This is a genomic window from Marinomonas ushuaiensis DSM 15871 (assembly GCF_000521805.1).
In the GTDB taxonomy this organism is placed as follows: domain Bacteria; phylum Pseudomonadota; class Gammaproteobacteria; order Pseudomonadales; family Marinomonadaceae; genus Marinomonas; species Marinomonas ushuaiensis.
On the sequence record NZ_JAMB01000005.1, the window covers coordinates 1 to 19,002 of the forward strand.

Below are 19,002 nucleotides of genomic sequence, written 5' to 3' on the forward strand. Positions count from 1 at the left end.
ATGCCGATGATCTTATTGGGAAGATTAAAGAATACATCGACTATTACAACCACAAACGAATTAAGCAGAAACTAAAAGGCCTGAGTCCGATTGAATATCGAAATCAGGCCTTGGTAGCCGCTTAGAAATGAGTCCAACTTTATGGGGTCACTTCATCTGATGATCGGTTTTTTTATGTCTATAAACTATTACGCAATAAAATAACTATATAGGCTAACGTGTTTGGTTAGCTTGAATTTTTATTGTGCGTTATAAGCTTCGACACCTTCAACGATGGCTTTACGTGCTTCATCAGCATTCGCCCAACCGTCTACTTTTACCCATTTGCCTTTCTCAAGGGTTTTGTAGTTTTCGAAGAAATGTTCGATTTGATCACGTAGCAATTGTGGAATGTCGTTCACATCTTGAATGTGGCCGTATTCTTTACTTAATTTTTCGTGAGGAACAGCAACCAATTTAGCGTCCATACCCGCTTCATCAGACATGTTTAATACGCCAACTGGACGACAACGAATGACAGAGCCAGGAACCACTGGGTAAGGTGTGATAACTAATACGTCAACTGGATCACCATCGTCTGCCAATGTATTATTTACATAGCCGTAGTTAGCTGGGTAAAACATTGGTGCTGTCATGAAGCGATCAACAACAAGAGCGTCCATATCGTGGTCGACTTCGTATTTTACTGGATTCGCTTGTGCAGGGATTTCGATTATTACGTTGATATCATTTGGGACGTCTTTGCCCGCAGGAATTTTATTATAGCTCATTATACTTCTTCCAATGTGTTGAATATGGGCGATATTATAAAAGCTAGGTTGCTTCTATGCTAGTTTTGGAACGCATGGATTTGTGATATTCGCTATTTCGAGCGAATAAAATGAGTAAAAGTCACTCTAAAGTGCGTTAACTTATTGCTTTCTTTCTGAATTTAGCTAGTCTTACATAGTGATCAAAATATAGTCGCGAGGACAGTAATGACAAAATCTGAGCTGATAGAGCTGCTAATCGATCAGCAATCTCATTTACCAGTAAAGGATGTAGAGAAATCTATTAAGGCTATGCTTGAGCATATGTCCGATTCTTTGGCGAATGGTGAGCGCATAGAGATAAGAGGCTTTGGTAGTTTTTCCCTGCATTATCGTGCACCTAGAATAGGACGAAACCCTAAAACAGGTGAATCGGTAGAGTTGACAGCAAAATATGTACCTCATTTCAAACCAGGTAAGGAACTAAGAGAATTGGTTAATTTACCTGATGATGAGATTAATGAACTTAACTAATTTACGTCTTATGCCTCGAAATCTTTGAGCTATCACGGCATAATAACGCCATTATATTTTTGGTAGGTTGTTTTATGCTTAAATGGCTGAAAAGAGTTATATACATTGTTCTTATTATTTTCTTTCTTGCTGTTGGTGTGCTTTTCGCCATCCGTAATCCGCAACTTATCGGTCTTGATCTGGTTTTTTGGCAAGGTCCAGAACTGAGCGTCGCGCTCTATCTCATTTTATCTTTTACTCTCGGTGTTTGTGTGGCTCTTTTAGTCAGCTCTGTGACTTACTTGCGCAGCGAGCGCCAAATCAGAGTGCTAAACCGAAAATATGAAAAAGCCCAAGATGAAGTGGATGCCTTGCGTAAAGCCTCTATTACCAAAGAGCTTTCTGTAGGTAAGGAGTAATTGAGTTGACAGAAATTGGGCTGTTTTTAGTTCTATTTGCCGCTCTCTTTGTGGGCTGGGTAATGGGGCGAAAAAACTCGACGAAAAAAGCCAAACAGCCTAAGAAAAATATTCCTAATGACTACTTTCGTGGTTTAAATCATCTCCTTAATGATCAACATTCAGAAGCAATCGATGCCTTTGTTGACTCTCTTGAAATTAATTCTGATACCTTTGATATCCATCTTACTTTAGGGAATTTATTCCGAAAAAAAGGTGAGATACAAAAAGCCATCAATATACATCAGAGTTTGCTTGCCCGTCCTGAGATATCACAACGTGAAATGCGTATGGTGCAATTAGAGCTCGCCAGCGATTTTATGTCTGCAGGTTTGTTGGACAGAGCCGGGCGTTTATTACTAAATATGGCATCTACATCACATAAAACTGAGTTCCAGCCAAAAATTCTCGGTTTGCTGGTCGACCTTTATGAGTTCGAACAAAGTTGGGATAAAGCCATTCAAATTGGTACTGAGTTAGTAAAAGAAACATCTGCCAAAAAAGACATCAAACGACTGGCACACTTTCATTGTGAAGTGGCACAAGAGTTTCAGAAGAAAGAGCAATTAAATCCTGCTTTTGAACATTATAAATCAGCTTTGGGGGTTGACCCTAGTTGTGTTAGAGCCAGTATTGGTGCCGCCGATGTATTAGGTAGTCAACGCCGTTATCGAGACGCGATTAAAGAGTTAAAGCATGCGGCTGAACAAGATCCTGAATTTATCTCTATCATCATTCCAAAGTTAAAAGAGTGCTATCAGAAAATTTGGGGAAGCGGTGGTTACATCAAATTCCTCCAGGAGCAGAATCAGCAAAAACCATCGACAGCTTTGATTATGGCGCTGGTTCAACATTATCTTGAAGCAGACAAAGATTACGCCGAAATGTTCTTAATTGAGCAGCTGAGATTGCACCCAACAATTAAGGGTTTCAAAGAGTTGATTAATTTACAGTTGGCGGATTCGGATGGTTATAACCAGCAGCATTTGGTGGTACTTTTTGAATTGATAGATCAACTTATTCAAGCTAAACATAAGTACCAATGCCGACAATGCGGTTTTCCTGGCCATCAATTACATTGGCAGTGCCCAAGTTGTAAAAGTTGGGGCATGGTGAAGCCAATTCATGGCTTAGAAGGCGAATAACCTATATACCGTCGATAAATTGCATATCAATAAAGCATACAAAAACGAACCGTAAACATTGAAAAAAAGAGGACACTGAATGAGTTGCCAATCACCTGTAGTCGTTGCCTTAGATTTCCCAACCATGACGCAATCCATTGAAATGGCAAAACGACTTGATCCCAGCCAGTGTCGAGTCAAAGTGGGTAAAGAATTATTTACGACTGCTGGTCCCGCTATTTTAGATGAGCTTCATAAATTAGGTTTTGATATTTTTCTTGATCTGAAATTTCATGATATCCCAAATACCGTCGCTAACGCTGTAAGTGTTGCCGCAAAAGCGGGAGTGTGGATGGTGAATGTGCACGCAACAGGTGGTCGTCGTATGATGGAAGCCTCAGCTAATGCGCTACAACAATTACCAGATCACAATACACTCTTGATTGCTGTGACTGTGCTAACCAGTATGGACCAATCAGATCTTATTGAAATAGGTATTGACGCAACGCCAGAGCAGCACGTAAAACGTCTTGCGGCTTTGGCGAAATCCTCAGGTATGGACGGTGTGGTTTGTTCTGCACAAGAATCGAATATGCTGTCTTCTAACCTTGGAAAAGACTTTGTCTTGGTGACGCCTGGTATTCGTCCAACAGGCTCTGCTCAGGGCGATCAGAAGCGTATTATGACGCCAGCTGAAGCAATGGCGGCAGGTAGTCATTATCTTGTCATGGGGCGTCCTATTACTCAGTCAGCTGATCCTATTGCTGTATTGACTCAAGTAAATTCCGATTTAGGTGTCATTGCGTGAATTGATAAGCAATGACAGTTGAAGTCTTTTTAAAAAACTTTTACTCTAAAACCACTTACTGTTTCTATTTTTAATGTTGAAACGCTAAGTGGTTTTTTATTGGCATGATGCCAGGTTTCTTTGAAGAAAATTTTAAAAGGATTTTATTATTATGATGACTTTAAATCGAATGTTTCGTGTGTGCGTTTCTCGTTCACTTCTTGTGTTTTCTTTGGCTCTTATGCCCATTTCTTTGTTTGCAGCCACGCCTCTTGATATAAATACTGCCACAGCATCTCAGTTTGCTGCTGTTATGTCAGGTGTTGGCCTTAAAAAAGCAGAGGCTATTATTGCTTATCGAGATGCCAATGGTCGTTTTGATTCTATTGAACAGTTATCAAGCGTAAAAGGCATTGGAGCAGGGCTTTTAGCTCGAAATAAAGACCTTATCCAAGTTGTTAATGAGGAAGAAACGACAAACTAGCTTAATTATCTAGCCAGTTTGCCGTGTTAGAAACAAGCCAGTTTAAATCTTGGCTTGTTTCTCCTCTAACTCTTCTATGGCTTGATGTTGAGTCAGAAAAATTTTGCCACTTAAGTGCTGTATTAAATCGGAATCTTTTAGTCTATCCATTACAGGTCCTTTCACTTCGGACAAATGAAGCTTCACGCCCGCATCGTTCAAGCGATCAAGGATTTTTTCCAAGCTTTGCAGCGCGCTCGCATCAATCATATTAACAGCAGTACACATCAGTACGAGATGTTTAATCGCTGAATTTTGTGAAACCAAACTTTGTAGTCTTTCTTCAAGAGAGCGAGCATTCGCAAAAAATAGGTTTTCATCAATACGGACAGTCAGAATGCTTGGGTGTGTTTCTACGGTAAAGCGTTGAACATTTCGAAAATGTTCTGTACCTGGTACTCGTCCAACAATCGCAATATGTGGATGACTTGTGTGCCAGAGGAAAAACAATAAAGACAGTACGACACCAGTGATTAAGCCTGTTTGCATGCCTTCTACTAATACGACAGAAAAAGTCACTAACAGAAGAAAGGCCTCTTTTTTAGAGAAGCGCCATAAGTGACAAAGGTCTCCTACACTGACGAGCTGCATCATAGATATGGAAATGATTGCCGCCAAAATAGCGTTGGGTAGATAGAAAAATAAAGGCGTTAAAAAGAGTAAAATCAACAGAATTAAAAAGGCAGAAATAATCCCTGTCATTGGGTTTTTGGCACCACAGTCTGCGTTTAGAACAGTACGTGAGAAGCCACCAGTGACAGGAAAAGCACCAGACAATGCAGAGCCTATATTAGCTAAACCAAGTCCAACCAACTCTTGATTCGGATCGATGTCTTGACGACGCTTTGCGGCAAAAGATTGGGCAACAGACACTGAGCCAACAAAGCCGACGATGCTAATTAGAAATGCACCAGGTAGTAACTTCCATATGATGTCTAGGTCGATTAACTCTGTATTGATACTGGGGATTGTATTAGGAACCGCACCAATAATGCTGACACCAAGTTTGTCTAGAGAGAAAACGGCAACAGCTACAGTAGCAAGCACAACAATCAGAACGGGTCCTGACTTTCCGAATAGTTGTACTGTTTTTGCAGAACAACCTACGTATTTTAGAAAGCCTGAAAAATGTCGGCGCACTAAAAGAAGTGAAACAATTGAAGTAAAACTCAGAATAAATGTTGGTAAATTTATATCGCTTAAATGCTCATACAGGCTGGTGATTAAAGGGATAAGGGTGTCGCCCTCAGATTGGATGCCTAATAAGTACTTTAATTGGCCAATAACGATAAGGAGTGCTGATGCGCTAATAAAGCCAGAAATAACTGGATGACTTAATAAGTTTGTTAAAAAGCCTAAGCGTAACAAGCTCAGTACAAGTAGAAATACACCAGATAAGAAAGCAAGCAAAATCGCGACGGTGGCATACTGCTCAGTACCTGAAACTGCAAAAGGCATTACCACAGAAGCGGTCATCACAGAGGTTAATGCCACAGGTCCGACTGCCAATGTACGACTTGTTCCAAACAAAGAATACAAAACCGAAGGTAAAATACTCGCATATAAACCTGTAATTGCAGGTAAACCTGCCAACATAGCGTAGGCTAAACTTTGTGGTATCACCATGATGGTAAAAACAATACTTGAAACAGTATCTTGTTGAAAGTCCATTTTGCTGTAGGTTTTAAGCCAATCAAGGGCTGGAAGGAGCTTATTCAATCTCATTGTATGTTTGCACTATGTTGAAGATGAGCGAATCGACGCCAATCATGTTTTATATTTGTTATAAACTTAGATTGTTATGGTATATAGGCGTACACACTAGGTAAAGTTGAATTTTTATTCTTTACGAATCTTATTTAAAAGTCAGACGCATGTTGTAAGATTTGTTATCCTGTTAAGTCGATTTTAAAGCTTAGGAAAAAATTCGTGTCGCAAGAGTTTCAAGTCGTTTCACCTTACTCACCTGCAGGCGATCAGCCGAAGGCCATCGAGAAACTTGTTCGTGGTGTCGAAGCGGGTTTAGCCCATCAAACTTTGCTTGGCGTAACGGGCTCCGGTAAAACCTACACCATTGCCAATGTTATCTCTCAGGTTAAGCGTCCTACTATTGTGATGGCGCACAACAAAACCTTGGCCGCTCAGCTTTATGGTGAATTCAAAGAGTTTTTTCCAAACAACGCCGTAGAATATTTTGTTTCCTACTATGATTATTATCAGCCTGAAGCTTATGTTGCGGCTTCTGATACTTTTATCGAAAAAGACGCCTCCGTTAACGAACATATAGAGCGTATGCGACTGTCTGCGACCAAGGCCTTATTAGAGCGGGAAGACGTTATTATCGTAGCGACGGTTTCTGCCATTTATGGCTTGGGTGACCCTGAGTCCTATCTAAAAATGATGTTGCACCTAGATCGAGGTGATCGAATTGATCAGCGTGCCGTATTGCGTCGTTTGGCGGAGTTGCAATATACCCGAAATGACCTTGTACTAGAGCGTGGCAATTTTCGGGTACGTGGTGATGTGATTGAAGTATTTCCTGCCGATTCAGAAGACATTGCTGTGCGTATTGAGCTCTTCGATGATGAAGTTGAAAACTTATCGATGATTGATCCTCTTACTAACAAAACGATTCGAAAAGTACCGCGAGTGACGATTTACCCTAAAACACACTATGTGACACCAAAAGAAACTGTCGATGGTGCCATTGCTCGTATTAAAGTTGAGCTAGATGAGCGATTAGAACAACTGAAATCTCTGAATAAACTGGTTGAGTTACAACGTCTTGAGCAACGTACTCGATACGATTTAGAAATGATGCAAGAGCTAGGGTATTGCTCGGGAATAGAGAACTATTCACGCTATTTATCCGGTCGAGAAGAGGGCTCGCCACCACCGACGTTATTTGATTACTTGCCAGCTAACGCGCTTTTAGTCATCGATGAATCGCATGTAACCGTCTCGCAGATCGGTGCAATGTACAAAGGAGACCGATCTCGTAAAGAGAACCTGGTCGAATACGGCTTTCGTTTGCCTTCAGCGCTGGATAACAGACCCATGCGATTTGAAGAGTGGGAGCAAATCAAGCCACAAACCATTTTTGTGTCCGCAACACCAGGCAAGTATGAAGCAGAGCATCAAGACTGGGTTGTAGAGCAGATTGTGAGACCGACAGGACTTATCGACCCTATTTTAGAAGTTCGTCCAGTCGCGACTCAAGTAGATGATTTGTTATCTGAAATTAATCTCAGAGTGCCAATTGGCGAAAGAGTTTTAGTAACAACCTTAACCAAACGGATGGCCGAAGATTTAAGTGATTATCTGAATGAGCACGGTGTGCGAGTTCGTTATTTGCATTCAGACATTGATACGGTTGAACGGGTTGAAATCATCCGAGATCTTCGTCTTGGAGAGTTTGATGTACTGGTCGGTATCAACTTATTACGAGAAGGTTTGGATATCCCAGAAGTCAGCCTTGTTGCTATTTTAGATGCAGATAAAGAAGGTTTTTTACGTTCAGAAAAATCCTTGATTCAAACAATCGGTCGTGCTGCTCGAAACGTGAATGGTAAAGCGATTCTTTATGCAGATCGAATTACTGGGTCGATGGAGCGCGCGATTAGCGAAACAGATCGTCGACGAGAAAAACAAGTCGCACATAATAAAGAACATGGCATTACACCAGTTGGTATTACTAAATCAGTTGAAGACATCATGGAAGGGGCTTATAACCCTGGAGCAGGTAAGCGCGGCAGTAAAACTAAGAAAGTGGCCGAAACCGCGAAAGACTACCAAGTGGAAAGTATGGAAGACGTGGCTCAAGTGCGTAAAGCCATGGTTAAACTACAAAAAGAAATGACCCTTGCATCTGAAGAGTTGAAATTTGAACTGGCAGCCGGTTATCGAGACCAAATACGTCAGCTACAGAGAAAATTAAAAGATGTCGGTGAATCTTAAACCGGATTGGAAATAATAAGAAAATGGCAATTACCTTAAGAAATTACAATATAGTTCGAGTCATCGACAACGGTGTCATTGTTAATTGTACCGTGATCGAAATGTGCTATGACTACGCACTCGTGAAATTCAAAGGCAAAAAATACAAAGTGCCTTATGACTTGGTTGACGAAGTAATAGGACATGAATTACTTATCCCAACCAACGAGTAACCTATTTGAAACAAAGGCTTCAAAAAGTACGAACGAGGGCTTGTCAAAACCAACCCTCTGCGTATAATAGCCAACACTTTTTAGGACTATAGCTCAGTTGGTTAGAGCGCATCCTTGACATGGATGAGGTCGGCAGTTCGAATCTGCCTAGCCCTACCAGATTATAAAGCCTCGACGGTTAGTATTTGCTTACTTCGTCGGGGCTTTTTTGTATCTGCAAACTATAAAGTGAAACATTTCGGTAAGAAAATCCCCCTTTTAATTAAGCCTTTCTTTATTACCTCTAATAGTTGATTATTTATTGGCGCGTTTTGTATCTATATAGGAGAGTTTTTTTCTGCGTAAGCTAATTTTTTGTTTTTTTGTGTTCTGTAGTTACGCAGTTTTTTCATCTACCCCAGATGAATTAATTGCTTATACAGAAGGCCTTATCCTAAAAGCGGAGCAAGAAGAATATCACCCGTCCCCTGAAAGCATGGAGTATCTGGTTTTTGATTTGAAGCTTATAGATATCGTTAAGTCTAGCTCTATTCTTTATCCATATAAGGCGTCTATTAAGCTAAATATGCTTAAAGTGTCTTGTGATCCAAAGCAGATCTGTTCAAAACCAGTATTATTTGACTTAGAAAAATATCTAGTAGAAATAGGGGTAGGAGAAAATAGATCTAGAATTTTGAAAATTACATCATTCTTTGTGATAGATGAAAAACAAGAATCTTTGATTATTACTGACTACCCTAAGCATATAAAAAGCGTACTTGATGTCTTCGAAAAATAAGACAGTAAGAATCTAACTTATCTACTTTAGACTTTTCTTAGTAAAATCTTAGTTCAATAGTGGCGTCGGAAAATTTGCTCTTTAGGGACTCCAGAAATCAATTTAGTTTTCAATATAAACACTGGTGGTGACTATATCGTAAGCAGGAGAGAGTCTGGGGATTACTTGATCTGAATAGAGTAAGCTCCAGTTTTTTAAGTGTGCGTCGCCGTTTGCTAATAGGATGTTGGCGAGTAAACGACGAGCAAGTTGCTGGACATCACTTAGACTATCGCCAGAAAACTGATACAGGATTTTTGCTATTTGTTCGTAGTTGCCTGAATTGTATTTTTCATCAGGAAGGTTGATTTGTGGAAGGTTGTCTAATTGGTCTATCTCGACCAATTTTATTTCAGGAATCTCTACGCCAATGAGAGAAGCGAGGGTCATGGCTGTGAACTCGTTGGCGGGGGCTTCTTTGTGTTTAGTGGAAGGTGTTTTCACAATCCAATCGCCAAGTACGTTATCTTTCGATAAGTTATATCGACCGTCTTTTTCCTTCATGGAAAACTTCATCTGAACACCAGCCAAAGAGAACTTGTTTTCTTGGCTAAGTTTGTCAAATTTAACTGCTTTTACTTGGCCGTGAGATGAGAATAAATGGACAGGCACATCTTCAGGCTCCATCGGTTTAGCGATTAATGCACCCGGTAAATCCATACTCAGATAAGACAAAATATGGAACTCATTATCAACATGGGTTTTGAGCCCTTGAGCGATCAGTTCTCGCAATGAATCTTCAGGCAATAGATTAGACAAAATAGGATGCAGGCGTTGGTTTGTCGCCCATGGCTCAGATAGCTAATTTTATTGGCACGAGGTAAATTTGGATGGGTGGTTAAGCTAAAAGTAGGGCGTGCTATATTAGATTGATAGCTTTCAGCAAATTGAAGAGCATTACGTCCATTTTTTGCCCCTGCCAAGTACCCCACTAGATGGCCATGTAACGTCAACTTAAGAACATTAATTTCCGTTGACATCTTCGTTTCCATCTTTGTCTTCTAGTAACCCTTTCCATGGATTATCCGATAGTTGCTTTTGTTCGTTAGAGTGATCGGGCTGTTTGTGCGGTAAAGGGGTGTTGTTACCATCACTTTCAAGAACAGCTAAAACAGCATTTAGCTTTTCTTTTGGAATCAGCATGACGTCGCTATTGAGACCCTTGGCAATCAGTTCAAGAGACTCGAGTCTTGGATTGCCTTTTGCTTCAAGCCGTTGATACTGCTGCCTAGAAATGCCAATACGCATTGGCATGTCATTCTGCTTGAGTTTCAGTGCTAAACGGCGATTTTTGATTTGCTGTAGTAGATTTATCATAAGGAAACTAATAAGTTTCTTTTTAGATTTAATAGAGGCATATCAGCTGCTATTTTTATACTAGGCAACTTAAAAGTTTCTTTTTTGACATTTAAAAATGCAGAAATATAAGGAAGCATTTTTTAGTCTATGGGTAAATGGGATGATGAAGCCAATGGTGACGATATGCTTGAAGTTTATGAAAACCTCGATTTAGGTAGGTTTTCATGTTAATTGTTGTCTAGTAAAGTTTGGGAAGTACAGATGATTATCAAAATTTAAGTTTGAGTTGCTTTAAGCTTTTTACTTACATATAGTTTGTTGATTAGTTGCAGAGAATTTTATAAATGCCATCATTTTTTTTAAATAACATCAGCATATCAGCGAGAAAACACAGTTTCGTGTGTTTGTTGCTGTTTTTGCTATCGTTATTTTCGTTGGCAATGGCAACGAACAGTATGATGTCACCTTCCTCGAATATGATGTCTATGGAAGCGCATACCATGCCTGATTTATCGGATCATGATATGTCTCCTGATAAGGGGATCTCTTGTATGTCCGCTTCGATGGACGAATGTTCTAGTTTGACATCAGAGCATAATCACCAAAATTGTATGGACAATCATTGCGGTAGCTTTTCAGGCTTACTGGTCAGTTATCATTCTGATTCCGACAATATTTCTTCTGTTCACACGACTCTGTCGTCTGAATTCTACGTTTCTACCCACCCAAATACGCCTTATTTCCCCCCTATAGTCATTTCTTAAATTCGCAGTTTCACTCATCGCTTTAATGTGCGTTGAGATTTTATGAATTTAAAAATGAGTACTCGAGCCAATGGCCAAAAACAATTTTTTGGCATTCTGTCATTTATTACAGAGTGTCTATTGCCGTCAATTTTTAATCGGTAAAACGAATCGTATTGCCTCCGTTTTCCTATTGTCGTTACTGCCCTTTGTTGCGAGCGCAGAAGTGTTAAGCCTGCAACAAGCGGTGGAAAAAGCCGTCTCCCAAGATGACTGGTTGATTTCCAGTCAGCAGAAAGAGAATGCTATTCGCGCCTTAAGCCAAGGCATGACTGCGTTACCGGATCCAAAGATCAATGTTGGTTTATTGAATATGCCAACCGACAGTTTTGATTTTAACCAAGAAGCGATGACGCAATTTAACGTGTCGGTATCGCAGATGTTTCCAGCTGGCGATACTTTACGTTTAACAGGGGAAAAATACGCAGCGCAAGGCGATCAAATGCCCTTGATGCGAGATAATCGTCGCGCAATGCTGGCGATGGAAGTGTCAAACCTTTGGCTAACGGCCTACAGCTACGAAGAAAGTATCAAACTCGTTAAGCAAAATAGAACCTTGTTCGAACAACTTCATGAGGTAGTGGAAAGCAGTTATAGCTCGGCGTACGGGCGAGCCAAACAGCAAGATTTAGTACGCTCTGAACTGGAGTTGATTAAGTTAGACCATCGCCTGACGCAGCTTCGCCAATCGAAAGAAAATGCGCTGAAAAAACTGTCTCAATATATCCTTCCAACAATGACTGATCCGAATGCATCGGATCAAAATATCACTCTGAAAACAACGGGTGAACCCATTTTTCTAGCCCAGTCTAATATTCTTCCACCAAATTCCTTGGCGGCTCGTCTGAGTCAACATCCGTTGGTTCGCATTGTCGATGTTCAATCTAATACCGCACAGATAGATAAAGCAATTGCCGAGCAAAAGTACAAACCAGAATGGGGTGTTACCTTGGGTTACGGGTATCGCGGTGATGATCTAAGCGGTAAAGATCGAGCCGATCTGGCGTCGATTGCGGTGAGTGTCAGCGTACCAATCTTTTCGTCTAGTCGACAGGATGCTCAAGTGAAAGCCGCGTCCTTACAAGTTGAGTCTTTTCTTTCTGAAAAACATCTGGTGTTGAATGAATTCATGGCGAAATACCGTGTTCTGACATCTGATATTACTCTTTTAGATCAACGAATCCGTCTTTATCAAACAAAGTTACTTCCTAGTTACAGAGAAAGCGCACAAGCCATGTTGAATGCTTATACCAGTAATGATGGTGTTTTTTCGGATGTGGTTCAGGCGCGTATCGCGACACTGAATGCGCATATTGAATTGTTGAATATTCGCATTGAGCGTTTTAAGCGCTTGGCAGAATTGAATTATGTGATGGCACAAGGTGAAGAGGTGAAACTCAAATGAAAGTAATCGGATATATAGGTGTATTTGTACTAGGTGGCGTTCTTTCGGCTACGGGTTATCACTTTGGTCTTCAAGCATTTAATGCCATGAACGGGGAAATGAATGCTGGTGCATCAGTCACGAAAGATGAAAAAGCACCTTTATACTGGGTGGCGCCAATGGACCCAAATTACCGTCGTGACAAGCCGGGTCAATCTCCTATGGGAATGGATTTGATTCCTTTTTATGGTGATGACCAAGGTTCCAATAATCAGGGCGCTGGTACTGTGAGTATCTCGCCTGAAGTCGTTAATAATCTTGGCGTGCGAACAGGAAAAGTATTTGAAGGCGTGCTGAAACCAGATATTCGTACTGTGGGCTATTTGACTTACAACGAAGACAAGATTGTACATATTCATCCTCGTGTCGAAGGCTGGGTTGAAAAGAGTTTTATTAAATCCAATGGAGATTCGGTTGAAAAAGGCCAGCCATTGTTCGATCTGTATTCACCAACCTTGGTGAATGCGCAGGAAGAATTTGTCTTTGCGTTAGCGCGCAAAGACCAGCGCATGATCAACGCGGGTGAAGAAAGACTAAAAGCTCTGCAAGTGTCGAGCAGTTTTATCCAAGAGTTAAAGACAAAGCGCAAGGTGTCTCAAAAAGTGCGTTTTTTTGCGCCACAAAGTGGTGTGATTGACAACCTTGGAATTCAGGATGGTTTCTACATTAAGCCTGGCACAACCTTGATGTCGATCGCAGATCTTAGTGAGGTGTGGTTGGATGCCGAAGTGTTTGAGCGCCAAGCGCATCTTGTCGCGGTGGGGCAACAGGTTGAGGCTGTCATGGACTTTTTGCCGGGGAAAACGTTCGCCAGTAACGTGGATTTTATTTATCCGACTCTAAATGCCAAAAACCGCACCTTGCGTGTTCGCATTCGTTTAGACAACCCTGAGCAACTTCTGAAGCCAGATATGTTTGCCCATGTTCGTATTGAAACCACGGAGCCAGGTAAAAAACGATTGATTCCAAAAGAAGCTTTAATTCGTGGCGGCGAGCAAAACCGTGTGGTATTGGCATTGGGTGAAGGGCGTTATAAATCGATTGCCGTCCAAACCGGCGCGTTCGGTGATGACTACGTGGAAATTTTAGATGGCTTGGTGCTGGGCGATGAAGTTGTGACATCGGCGCAGTTTTTATTGGATTCTGAATCTAGTAAAAGCTCGGATTTCAAACGCATGAATATAGACAATGAGCAGACGACAATGCCTGCCAGCAGCACTGAAATGAATAGCACTGAAATGAATAACACGGCAATGTCTGGTAATGAAATGTCAGCAGCAGAACCTGCCAACAATGTTTGGGTAGCCGCACGCATTAATCGTATTGATGCGACAACGCGCATGGTGAATGTGAACCACGATGCCATTACTGATTGGAAATGGCCAAAAATGACTATGGACTTTGCCTTAGCGGATTGGTTAGAGCTGGATGAACTGCCGATTGGTAAAAATATTCAGCTTGAGATTACCCGTGAAAGCAGCGTGAAGTTCATGGTTACTGACTATTTTGACACTGACACGAAGTAGGAGAATATCATGATTGAAGCGATCATTCGTTGGTCCATAAACAACCGATTCATGGTGTTGTTGGCTACTTTTATTTTAGTGGGCGCTGGTTTGTATTCGTTAAAGAATACGCCCGTTGATGCCATTCCTGACTTGTCTGATGTGCAAGTTATTATTAAAACCAGCTATCCAGGACAAGCACCGCAAGTGGTAGAAGACCAAGTAACGTACCCGATGACCACAGCGATGTTGTCTGTGCCGGGTGCTCAAACAGTGCGTGGTTATTCATTCTTTGGGGATTCGTATGTCTACGTGATTTTTGATGAAGATACCGATATGTACTGGGCGCGAAGCCGAGTGTTGGAGTATTTAAGTCAGGTGGCGCCATCCTTGCCAAGTAATGCAAGGGCGCAATTGGGGCCAGACGCAACGGGTGTTGGCTGGGTGTATTTATACGCTTTGGTCGATAAAACCGGTCAAAACGACTTGAGTCAATTGCGTTCACTGCAAGACTGGTTCTTGAAGTATGAATTACAAACCGTGCCTGGTGTATCGGAAGTGGCGCCTATTGGCGGCATGGTGAAGCAATATCAGGTAAGTGTGAATCCCGATAAATTGCGCGCGTTAAACATGCCATTGAGTCACATTCAAAATGCCATTAAACGTGGCAATCAGGAAGTCGGCGCGTCGGTCATTGAAATGGCTGAAGCTGAATACATGGTTCGAGCGTCTGGTTATATACAGAGCGTCGAAGATATTGAAATGATTCCGCTTGGCGTCAGTGAAAGTGGCACACCGCTGACGATCAAAGATGTGGCAGACGTTGGTATTGGCCCACAAATGCGTCGAGGGTTAGCGGATCTAAATGGCGAAGGCGAAACCGTCGGTGGCGTGGTGGTGATGCGTTTTGGTGAAAACGCACAGAAAACCATCGAAGGCGTAAAAGCGAAATTGGAAACCTTGAAATCCAGCTTGCCAAAAGGTGTTGAGGTGGTGACGGTTTATGATCGTTCTGGTTTGATTGATCGTGCCGTGGAGAATTTATGGACCAAACTGCTGGAAGAGTTCCTTGTGGTTGCGTTGGTTTGTATGGTGTTTCTTTTTCATGTGCGTTCCTCTTTGGTGGCCATCATCAGTCTGCCTGTCGGTATTTTGACCGCCTTCATCGTCATGCATTTGCAGGGTATTAATGCCAATATCATGTCGCTTGGCGGTATTGCGATTGCCATTGGCGCCATGATTGATGGCGCAATCGTGATGATAGAAAACCTCCATAAGCATATGGAAAAAGTCGAAATGACCAAGGAAAACCGTTGGCAGGTTGTGACCGCCGCGGCTACCGAAGTCGGCCCCGCGTTATTCTTTAGTCTATTGATTATCACCGTCAGTTTCGTGCCTGTGTTTACCTTGGAATCCCAAGAAGGACGGATGTTTGGCCCATTGGCCTATACCAAAACCTATGCCATGGCCGCATCGGCGGCATTAGCAATCACTCTGGTACCTGTTTTGATGGGGTACTTTGTGCGAGGTAAGGTCTTACCTGAGCATAAAAACCCCGTTAATCGGGCTTTGATCGCGGTATATATGCCGGCGTTAAAAGCCGTGTTGAGTTTTCCGAAAACCACCATTTTGGTGGCAATTGCTATATTTGCCATTGGTATGTGGCCGTTAAATAAGTTGGGCAGTGAGTTTATTCCTAACCTGGACGAAGGTGATTTGATGTACATGCCAACTGCCTATCCGGGGATCTCCATCGGACAAGCACGTCAGGTATTGCAGCAAACGAATAAATTGATTGCGACCTTGCCAGAAGTGAAAACTGTCTTTGGGAAGGTTGGCCGCGCGGAAACCGCGACAGACCCAGCACCTTTGACGATGATCGAAACCTTTATTCAACTCAAGCCTCATTCTGAATGGCGAGACGGCATGACCAGCGACAAAATCAAGCAAGAGCTGGATCAGCTGGTCAAGATCCCTGGCATTACTAACGCTTGGGTAATGCCGATCAAAACTCGAATCGACATGCTGGCAACGGGCATCAAAACCCCTGTGGGTATAAAGGTGGCAGGTCCTGATCTGAAAGTGATTCAAGATATTGGTTTGCAGTTAGAGAAAATCTTGAAACCCGTTGAAGGCACGGCATCGGTTTATTCTGAGCGTGTGGCCGGTGGTCGTTACGTCAATATAGACATTAATCGCGCGAAGGCATCCCGTTATGGGCTGAACATTCAAGATGTTCAAGAGCTTATCTCTTCAGCGGTGGGTGGCATGAATGTCACTAATACTATTGAGGGGCTTGAGCGCTATCCCATTAATGTTCGTTATCCACAGGAATATCGTGATTCACCAGAGCAATTAGCCATTTTGCCAATCGTGACTCCGAATGGTTTGCGAATTGCTTTGGGTGATATTGCCGATGTGTATGTGGAAGAAGGTCCGCCAGGATTAAAAAGTGAAAACGCGCGTTTAAACGGTTGGACCTTTGTAGACATTGAAGGTGTTGATATTGGTCGTTATGTGGAAAACGCACAAAAAATCGTCGCTGAGCAAGTGCAATTACCAGCAGGTTATTCGTTAAATTGGTCTGGTCAATATGAGTATATGCAACGGGCAAAAGAAAAGCTGACCTATGTAGTGCCGCTAACATTGGCCATCATTATTGTCCTCTTGTATATCAATTTCCGTAATGTCTACGAGGTGGCGATCATTATGGGTACTTTACCATTTGCCATGGTGGGTAGTATCTGGCTGATGTATTTGTCTGGTTTCAATTTCTCGGTTGCAGTGGGGGTTGGCTTCATTGCATTGGCTGGGGTGGCCGTGGAAATCGGCGTCATTATGCTGATGTATTTGAATCAAGCTTGGACTGAGACACAAAGTAAATGCGCTGAAAAAGGCGTCATACCTAGTACGGACACGCTTTACCATGCGGTGCTTCACGGCGCTGGTATGCGAGTTCGTCCGGTGATGATGACAGCGGTATCCATCATTATCGGCTTGCTGCCAATTTTATATGGTACTGGAACGGGGTCGGAGGTGATGAGTCGAATCGCTGCACCTATGGTTGGCGGCATGGTGAGCGCGGTCGTACTGACGTTATTAGTTTTGCCTGCGGTGTACTTTATGTGGAAAAAATCTTCATTGAAATGAGAGTTTGTTTCAATCGATGTAAAACGCGATTTTTCAGAGTCGCACAAAATGCTGGTACAAGAGGGCTCCTCTTTGTGCCAGTGCAAATAAATATTAAGCTCAAAGCCATTAAACTTCAAAGGATCATAGTATGAACAAAATTAAACTAGCGCTTTCTGTATTAGCAATGACAACTGCTGTAAACGTATATGCACACGGAATGATGACAATGACATACCCAGAAGATGGTTCCATGCTCATGACTCAAGCTGAGCGCGTAGAAATGCATTTTCAACAGCCGATGAAAGTGGTGAGTCTGAAAGTGATTGGGTCGAATAATAAACCTGTGGCGATTAAATATGATCGTAAAGCAACTGCAGCAGAGCATTTTAAAGTCATGCTGCCGAAGCTAACTCCAGATACCTACTCCGTTCAATGGAAAGCCATGGGTGAAGATGGACATATGATGAAAGGTTCTTATGGTTTTATGCAGCACTAATTAGACTTTATCTTTTAGGCTTTTAATTTTAGGAAATGGAGACTGCATGACGTTAACGAGCTGGGAAATTGCGCAATTACTGACACGTTGGTTGTTGTATTTTGGTATATCAAGTGTTGTGGGTGGGTTGTTTTCATTTTGTTTGTTGCGTCAGCAGTCGGCTTTATTGAGTCGTATAAAAGGGTATGTGCTAGGAGGTGCATTGATTGGCGTGGCCGCGACAATAGCGTATTTCTTTATCCTAGTCGGTGGGACGATGGAAGAGGGTCTATGGCTCATGTTTGACCCTATGATGATCTCTATCTATTGGGATTCGCCTGCGGGCAATACCTTGATCGCTAATGTGATTGGCTATTGCTTGGTGATCATAGCGTCACTTACCCTTGGATCATATCGTGTCTTCAGTCTATGGCCATTTTCACGCCTTTCATTAATTGTCGCTTCCTTGGGCATAGCCAGTTTGATTTATTCGTTTTCACTCACGGGTCATGCGACAGAGCAAGCTTGGTATTACCAGATTATATTCTTTACTCATATCTTGATTGCCGCTTGGTGGTTAGGGCTGCTATTCCCTTTGTGGTTGATTACGCGAAAAGCCACGCACCAAGAGTCTAGTCGAATCTTAGAACGTTTTGGCGAACTTGCAGCGGTTGCTGTTTTGATTTTGATTGTCTGTGGAACATGGATGAGCTATGAATTGACAGGATGGAAAGGTTTACTGTCATCAGACTATGGCTTTTGGTTGATAGTGAAGCTTGGTTTGGTTGCCGTTATTCTTGCGATGGCGGCTTACCATAAGCTGCATCTCGTACCGCTAATTTTACATCGAGGCAATACGAGAGTTATTCAAAAATCTATTCTAACTGAAAAGATCGTTGCGTCGTCGATATTGGCCGTCACTGCTGTGTTCACAACCTTCGTTGGACCTCCAATACATTGATGGAAGTTCTATTTAGCGTTACGTTGTTTAGCAAATGCTGGGAAGTCCAGTCCATTACAGTTAAACGAACTCCCCTAGATCTACTTTTCGTAAGGTATGCCTTACTAGCTCGCGTCCAGCGTGGGTATTAAGTATCTTCGCCGGTACTTCTCCACCTAGGGCAGGAATAGGTGAGTGAATCGTAAGCGTCCGGTAAACCACACGTATTAATTATCCCCAAAAAACATAAAGTCTTTTGCTTTC

General features: G+C 42.1%; 19 protein-coding genes and 1 tRNA gene. 16 read left to right on the top strand and 4 right to left on the bottom strand.

Annotated features, from left to right (window positions below; translation table 11 throughout):
* On the top strand, window positions 1-125 hold a 125-nt coding region (locus MUS1_RS15895; protein WP_156924870.1), incomplete at its 5' end, for an IS3 family transposase.
* Between the two features lie 114 nt (window positions 126-239).
* Here the strand turns inward: MUS1_RS15895 and ppa are convergent.
* A complete protein-coding gene (ppa, locus tag MUS1_RS06910) occupies window positions 240-770 on the bottom strand; it encodes an inorganic diphosphatase (protein WP_036160551.1) in 531 nt (176 codons plus the stop codon).
* A gap of 207 nt (window positions 771-977) precedes the next feature.
* Between ppa and ihfB the strand changes: the two genes are divergently transcribed.
* The 5 genes from ihfB to MUS1_RS06935 all read left to right on the top strand — a co-directional run bounded on the left by ihfB (window position 978) and on the right by MUS1_RS06935 (window position 4,115).
* Complete coding sequence (gene ihfB, locus MUS1_RS06915) at window positions 978-1,283, top strand: integration host factor subunit beta (RefSeq protein WP_036160553.1); 306 nt, start codon at window positions 978-980, stop codon at window positions 1,281-1,283.
* Between the two features lie 74 nt (window positions 1,284-1,357).
* Window positions 1,358-1,681 (top strand): LapA family protein, encoded by a 324-nt coding sequence (locus MUS1_RS06920; protein ID WP_036160557.1) that lies wholly within the window; start codon window positions 1,358-1,360, stop codon window positions 1,679-1,681.
* Window positions 1,682-1,686: 5 nt separating this feature from the next.
* Window positions 1,687-2,865 carry a lipopolysaccharide assembly protein LapB gene (gene lapB / locus MUS1_RS06925; protein ID WP_036160559.1) on the top strand — a complete coding sequence of 393 codons (1,179 nt, stop codon included), beginning with the start codon at window positions 1,687-1,689 and terminating at the stop codon, window positions 2,863-2,865.
* Between the two features lie 79 nt (window positions 2,866-2,944).
* Complete coding sequence (gene pyrF / locus MUS1_RS06930) at window positions 2,945-3,652, top strand: orotidine-5'-phosphate decarboxylase (protein WP_036160562.1); 708 nt, start codon at window positions 2,945-2,947, stop codon at window positions 3,650-3,652.
* A gap of 151 nt (window positions 3,653-3,803) precedes the next feature.
* Window positions 3,804-4,115, top strand: coding sequence for a ComEA family DNA-binding protein (locus tag MUS1_RS06935; protein WP_036160564.1), 312 nt, complete (start codon window positions 3,804-3,806; stop codon window positions 4,113-4,115).
* Between the two features lie 42 nt (window positions 4,116-4,157).
* Here MUS1_RS06935 and MUS1_RS06940 read toward each other — a convergent pair whose 3' ends face one another.
* Window positions 4,158-5,879, bottom strand: a complete 1,722-nt coding sequence (locus MUS1_RS06940; protein WP_036160566.1) for a SulP family inorganic anion transporter — start codon at window positions 5,877-5,879, stop codon at window positions 4,158-4,160.
* 204 nt (window positions 5,880-6,083) lie between these two features.
* Between MUS1_RS06940 and uvrB the strand changes: the two genes are divergently transcribed.
* The 4 genes from uvrB to MUS1_RS06960 all read left to right on the top strand — a co-directional run bounded on the left by uvrB (window position 6,084) and on the right by MUS1_RS06960 (window position 9,101).
* Window positions 6,084-8,111, top strand: a complete 2,028-nt coding sequence (gene uvrB / locus MUS1_RS06945) for an excinuclease ABC subunit UvrB (protein ID WP_036160568.1) — start codon at window positions 6,084-6,086, stop codon at window positions 8,109-8,111.
* 23 nt (window positions 8,112-8,134) lie between these two features.
* The gene (locus MUS1_RS06950; protein WP_036160569.1) at window positions 8,135-8,323 is read left to right on the top strand and encodes a hypothetical protein; all 189 of its coding nucleotides are present in this window, start codon (window positions 8,135-8,137) and stop codon (window positions 8,321-8,323) included.
* Between the two features lie 82 nt (window positions 8,324-8,405).
* Window positions 8,406-8,482 (top strand) — tRNA-Val (locus MUS1_RS06955).
* 205 nt (window positions 8,483-8,687) lie between these two features.
* Window positions 8,688-9,101 (top strand): hypothetical protein, encoded by a 414-nt coding sequence (locus MUS1_RS06960; RefSeq protein WP_156924871.1) that lies wholly within the window; start codon window positions 8,688-8,690, stop codon window positions 9,099-9,101.
* Window positions 9,102-9,203: 102 nt separating this feature from the next.
* On the opposite strand, the gene MUS1_RS06965 is transcribed toward MUS1_RS06960, so the two are convergent.
* Together MUS1_RS06965 and MUS1_RS06970 are read right to left on the bottom strand one after the other, a co-directional pair.
* Window positions 9,204-9,911, bottom strand: coding sequence for a type II toxin-antitoxin system HipA family toxin (locus MUS1_RS06965; RefSeq protein WP_342665490.1), 708 nt, complete (start codon window positions 9,909-9,911; stop codon window positions 9,204-9,206).
* A 192-nt stretch (window positions 9,912-10,103) separates the two neighbouring features.
* A complete protein-coding gene (locus MUS1_RS06970; protein WP_036160572.1) occupies window positions 10,104-10,457 on the bottom strand; it encodes a helix-turn-helix transcriptional regulator in 354 nt (117 codons plus the stop codon).
* 437 nt (window positions 10,458-10,894) lie between these two features.
* Between MUS1_RS06970 and MUS1_RS16065 the strand changes: the two genes are divergently transcribed.
* From MUS1_RS16065 to MUS1_RS07000, 6 genes are all read left to right on the top strand, one after another.
* On the top strand, window positions 10,895-11,203 hold the full coding sequence (locus MUS1_RS16065) for a hypothetical protein (RefSeq protein ID WP_156924872.1): 309 nt from the start codon (window positions 10,895-10,897) through the stop codon (window positions 11,201-11,203).
* A gap of 70 nt (window positions 11,204-11,273) precedes the next feature.
* Window positions 11,274-12,647, top strand: a complete 1,374-nt coding sequence (locus MUS1_RS06980; RefSeq protein WP_051436157.1) for a TolC family protein — start codon at window positions 11,274-11,276, stop codon at window positions 12,645-12,647.
* Window positions 12,644-14,212: an efflux RND transporter periplasmic adaptor subunit gene (locus MUS1_RS06985; RefSeq protein WP_036160575.1), complete on the top strand. Its 1,569-nt coding sequence runs from the start codon at window positions 12,644-12,646 to the stop codon at window positions 14,210-14,212. Before MUS1_RS06980 ends, MUS1_RS06985 begins: the two co-directional genes overlap by 4 nt.
* A gap of 9 nt (window positions 14,213-14,221) precedes the next feature.
* The gene (locus MUS1_RS06990) at window positions 14,222-17,341 is read left to right on the top strand and encodes an efflux RND transporter permease subunit (protein ID WP_036160578.1); all 3,120 of its coding nucleotides are present in this window, start codon (window positions 14,222-14,224) and stop codon (window positions 17,339-17,341) included.
* A 130-nt stretch (window positions 17,342-17,471) separates the two neighbouring features.
* Window positions 17,472-17,819, top strand: coding sequence for a copper resistance CopC family protein (locus MUS1_RS06995; protein WP_036160579.1), 348 nt, complete (start codon window positions 17,472-17,474; stop codon window positions 17,817-17,819).
* A 46-nt stretch (window positions 17,820-17,865) separates the two neighbouring features.
* On the top strand, window positions 17,866-18,759 hold the full coding sequence (locus MUS1_RS07000; protein WP_036160580.1) for a copper resistance D family protein: 894 nt from the start codon (window positions 17,866-17,868) through the stop codon (window positions 18,757-18,759).
* Window positions 18,760-19,002 lie beyond the last annotated feature (243 nt).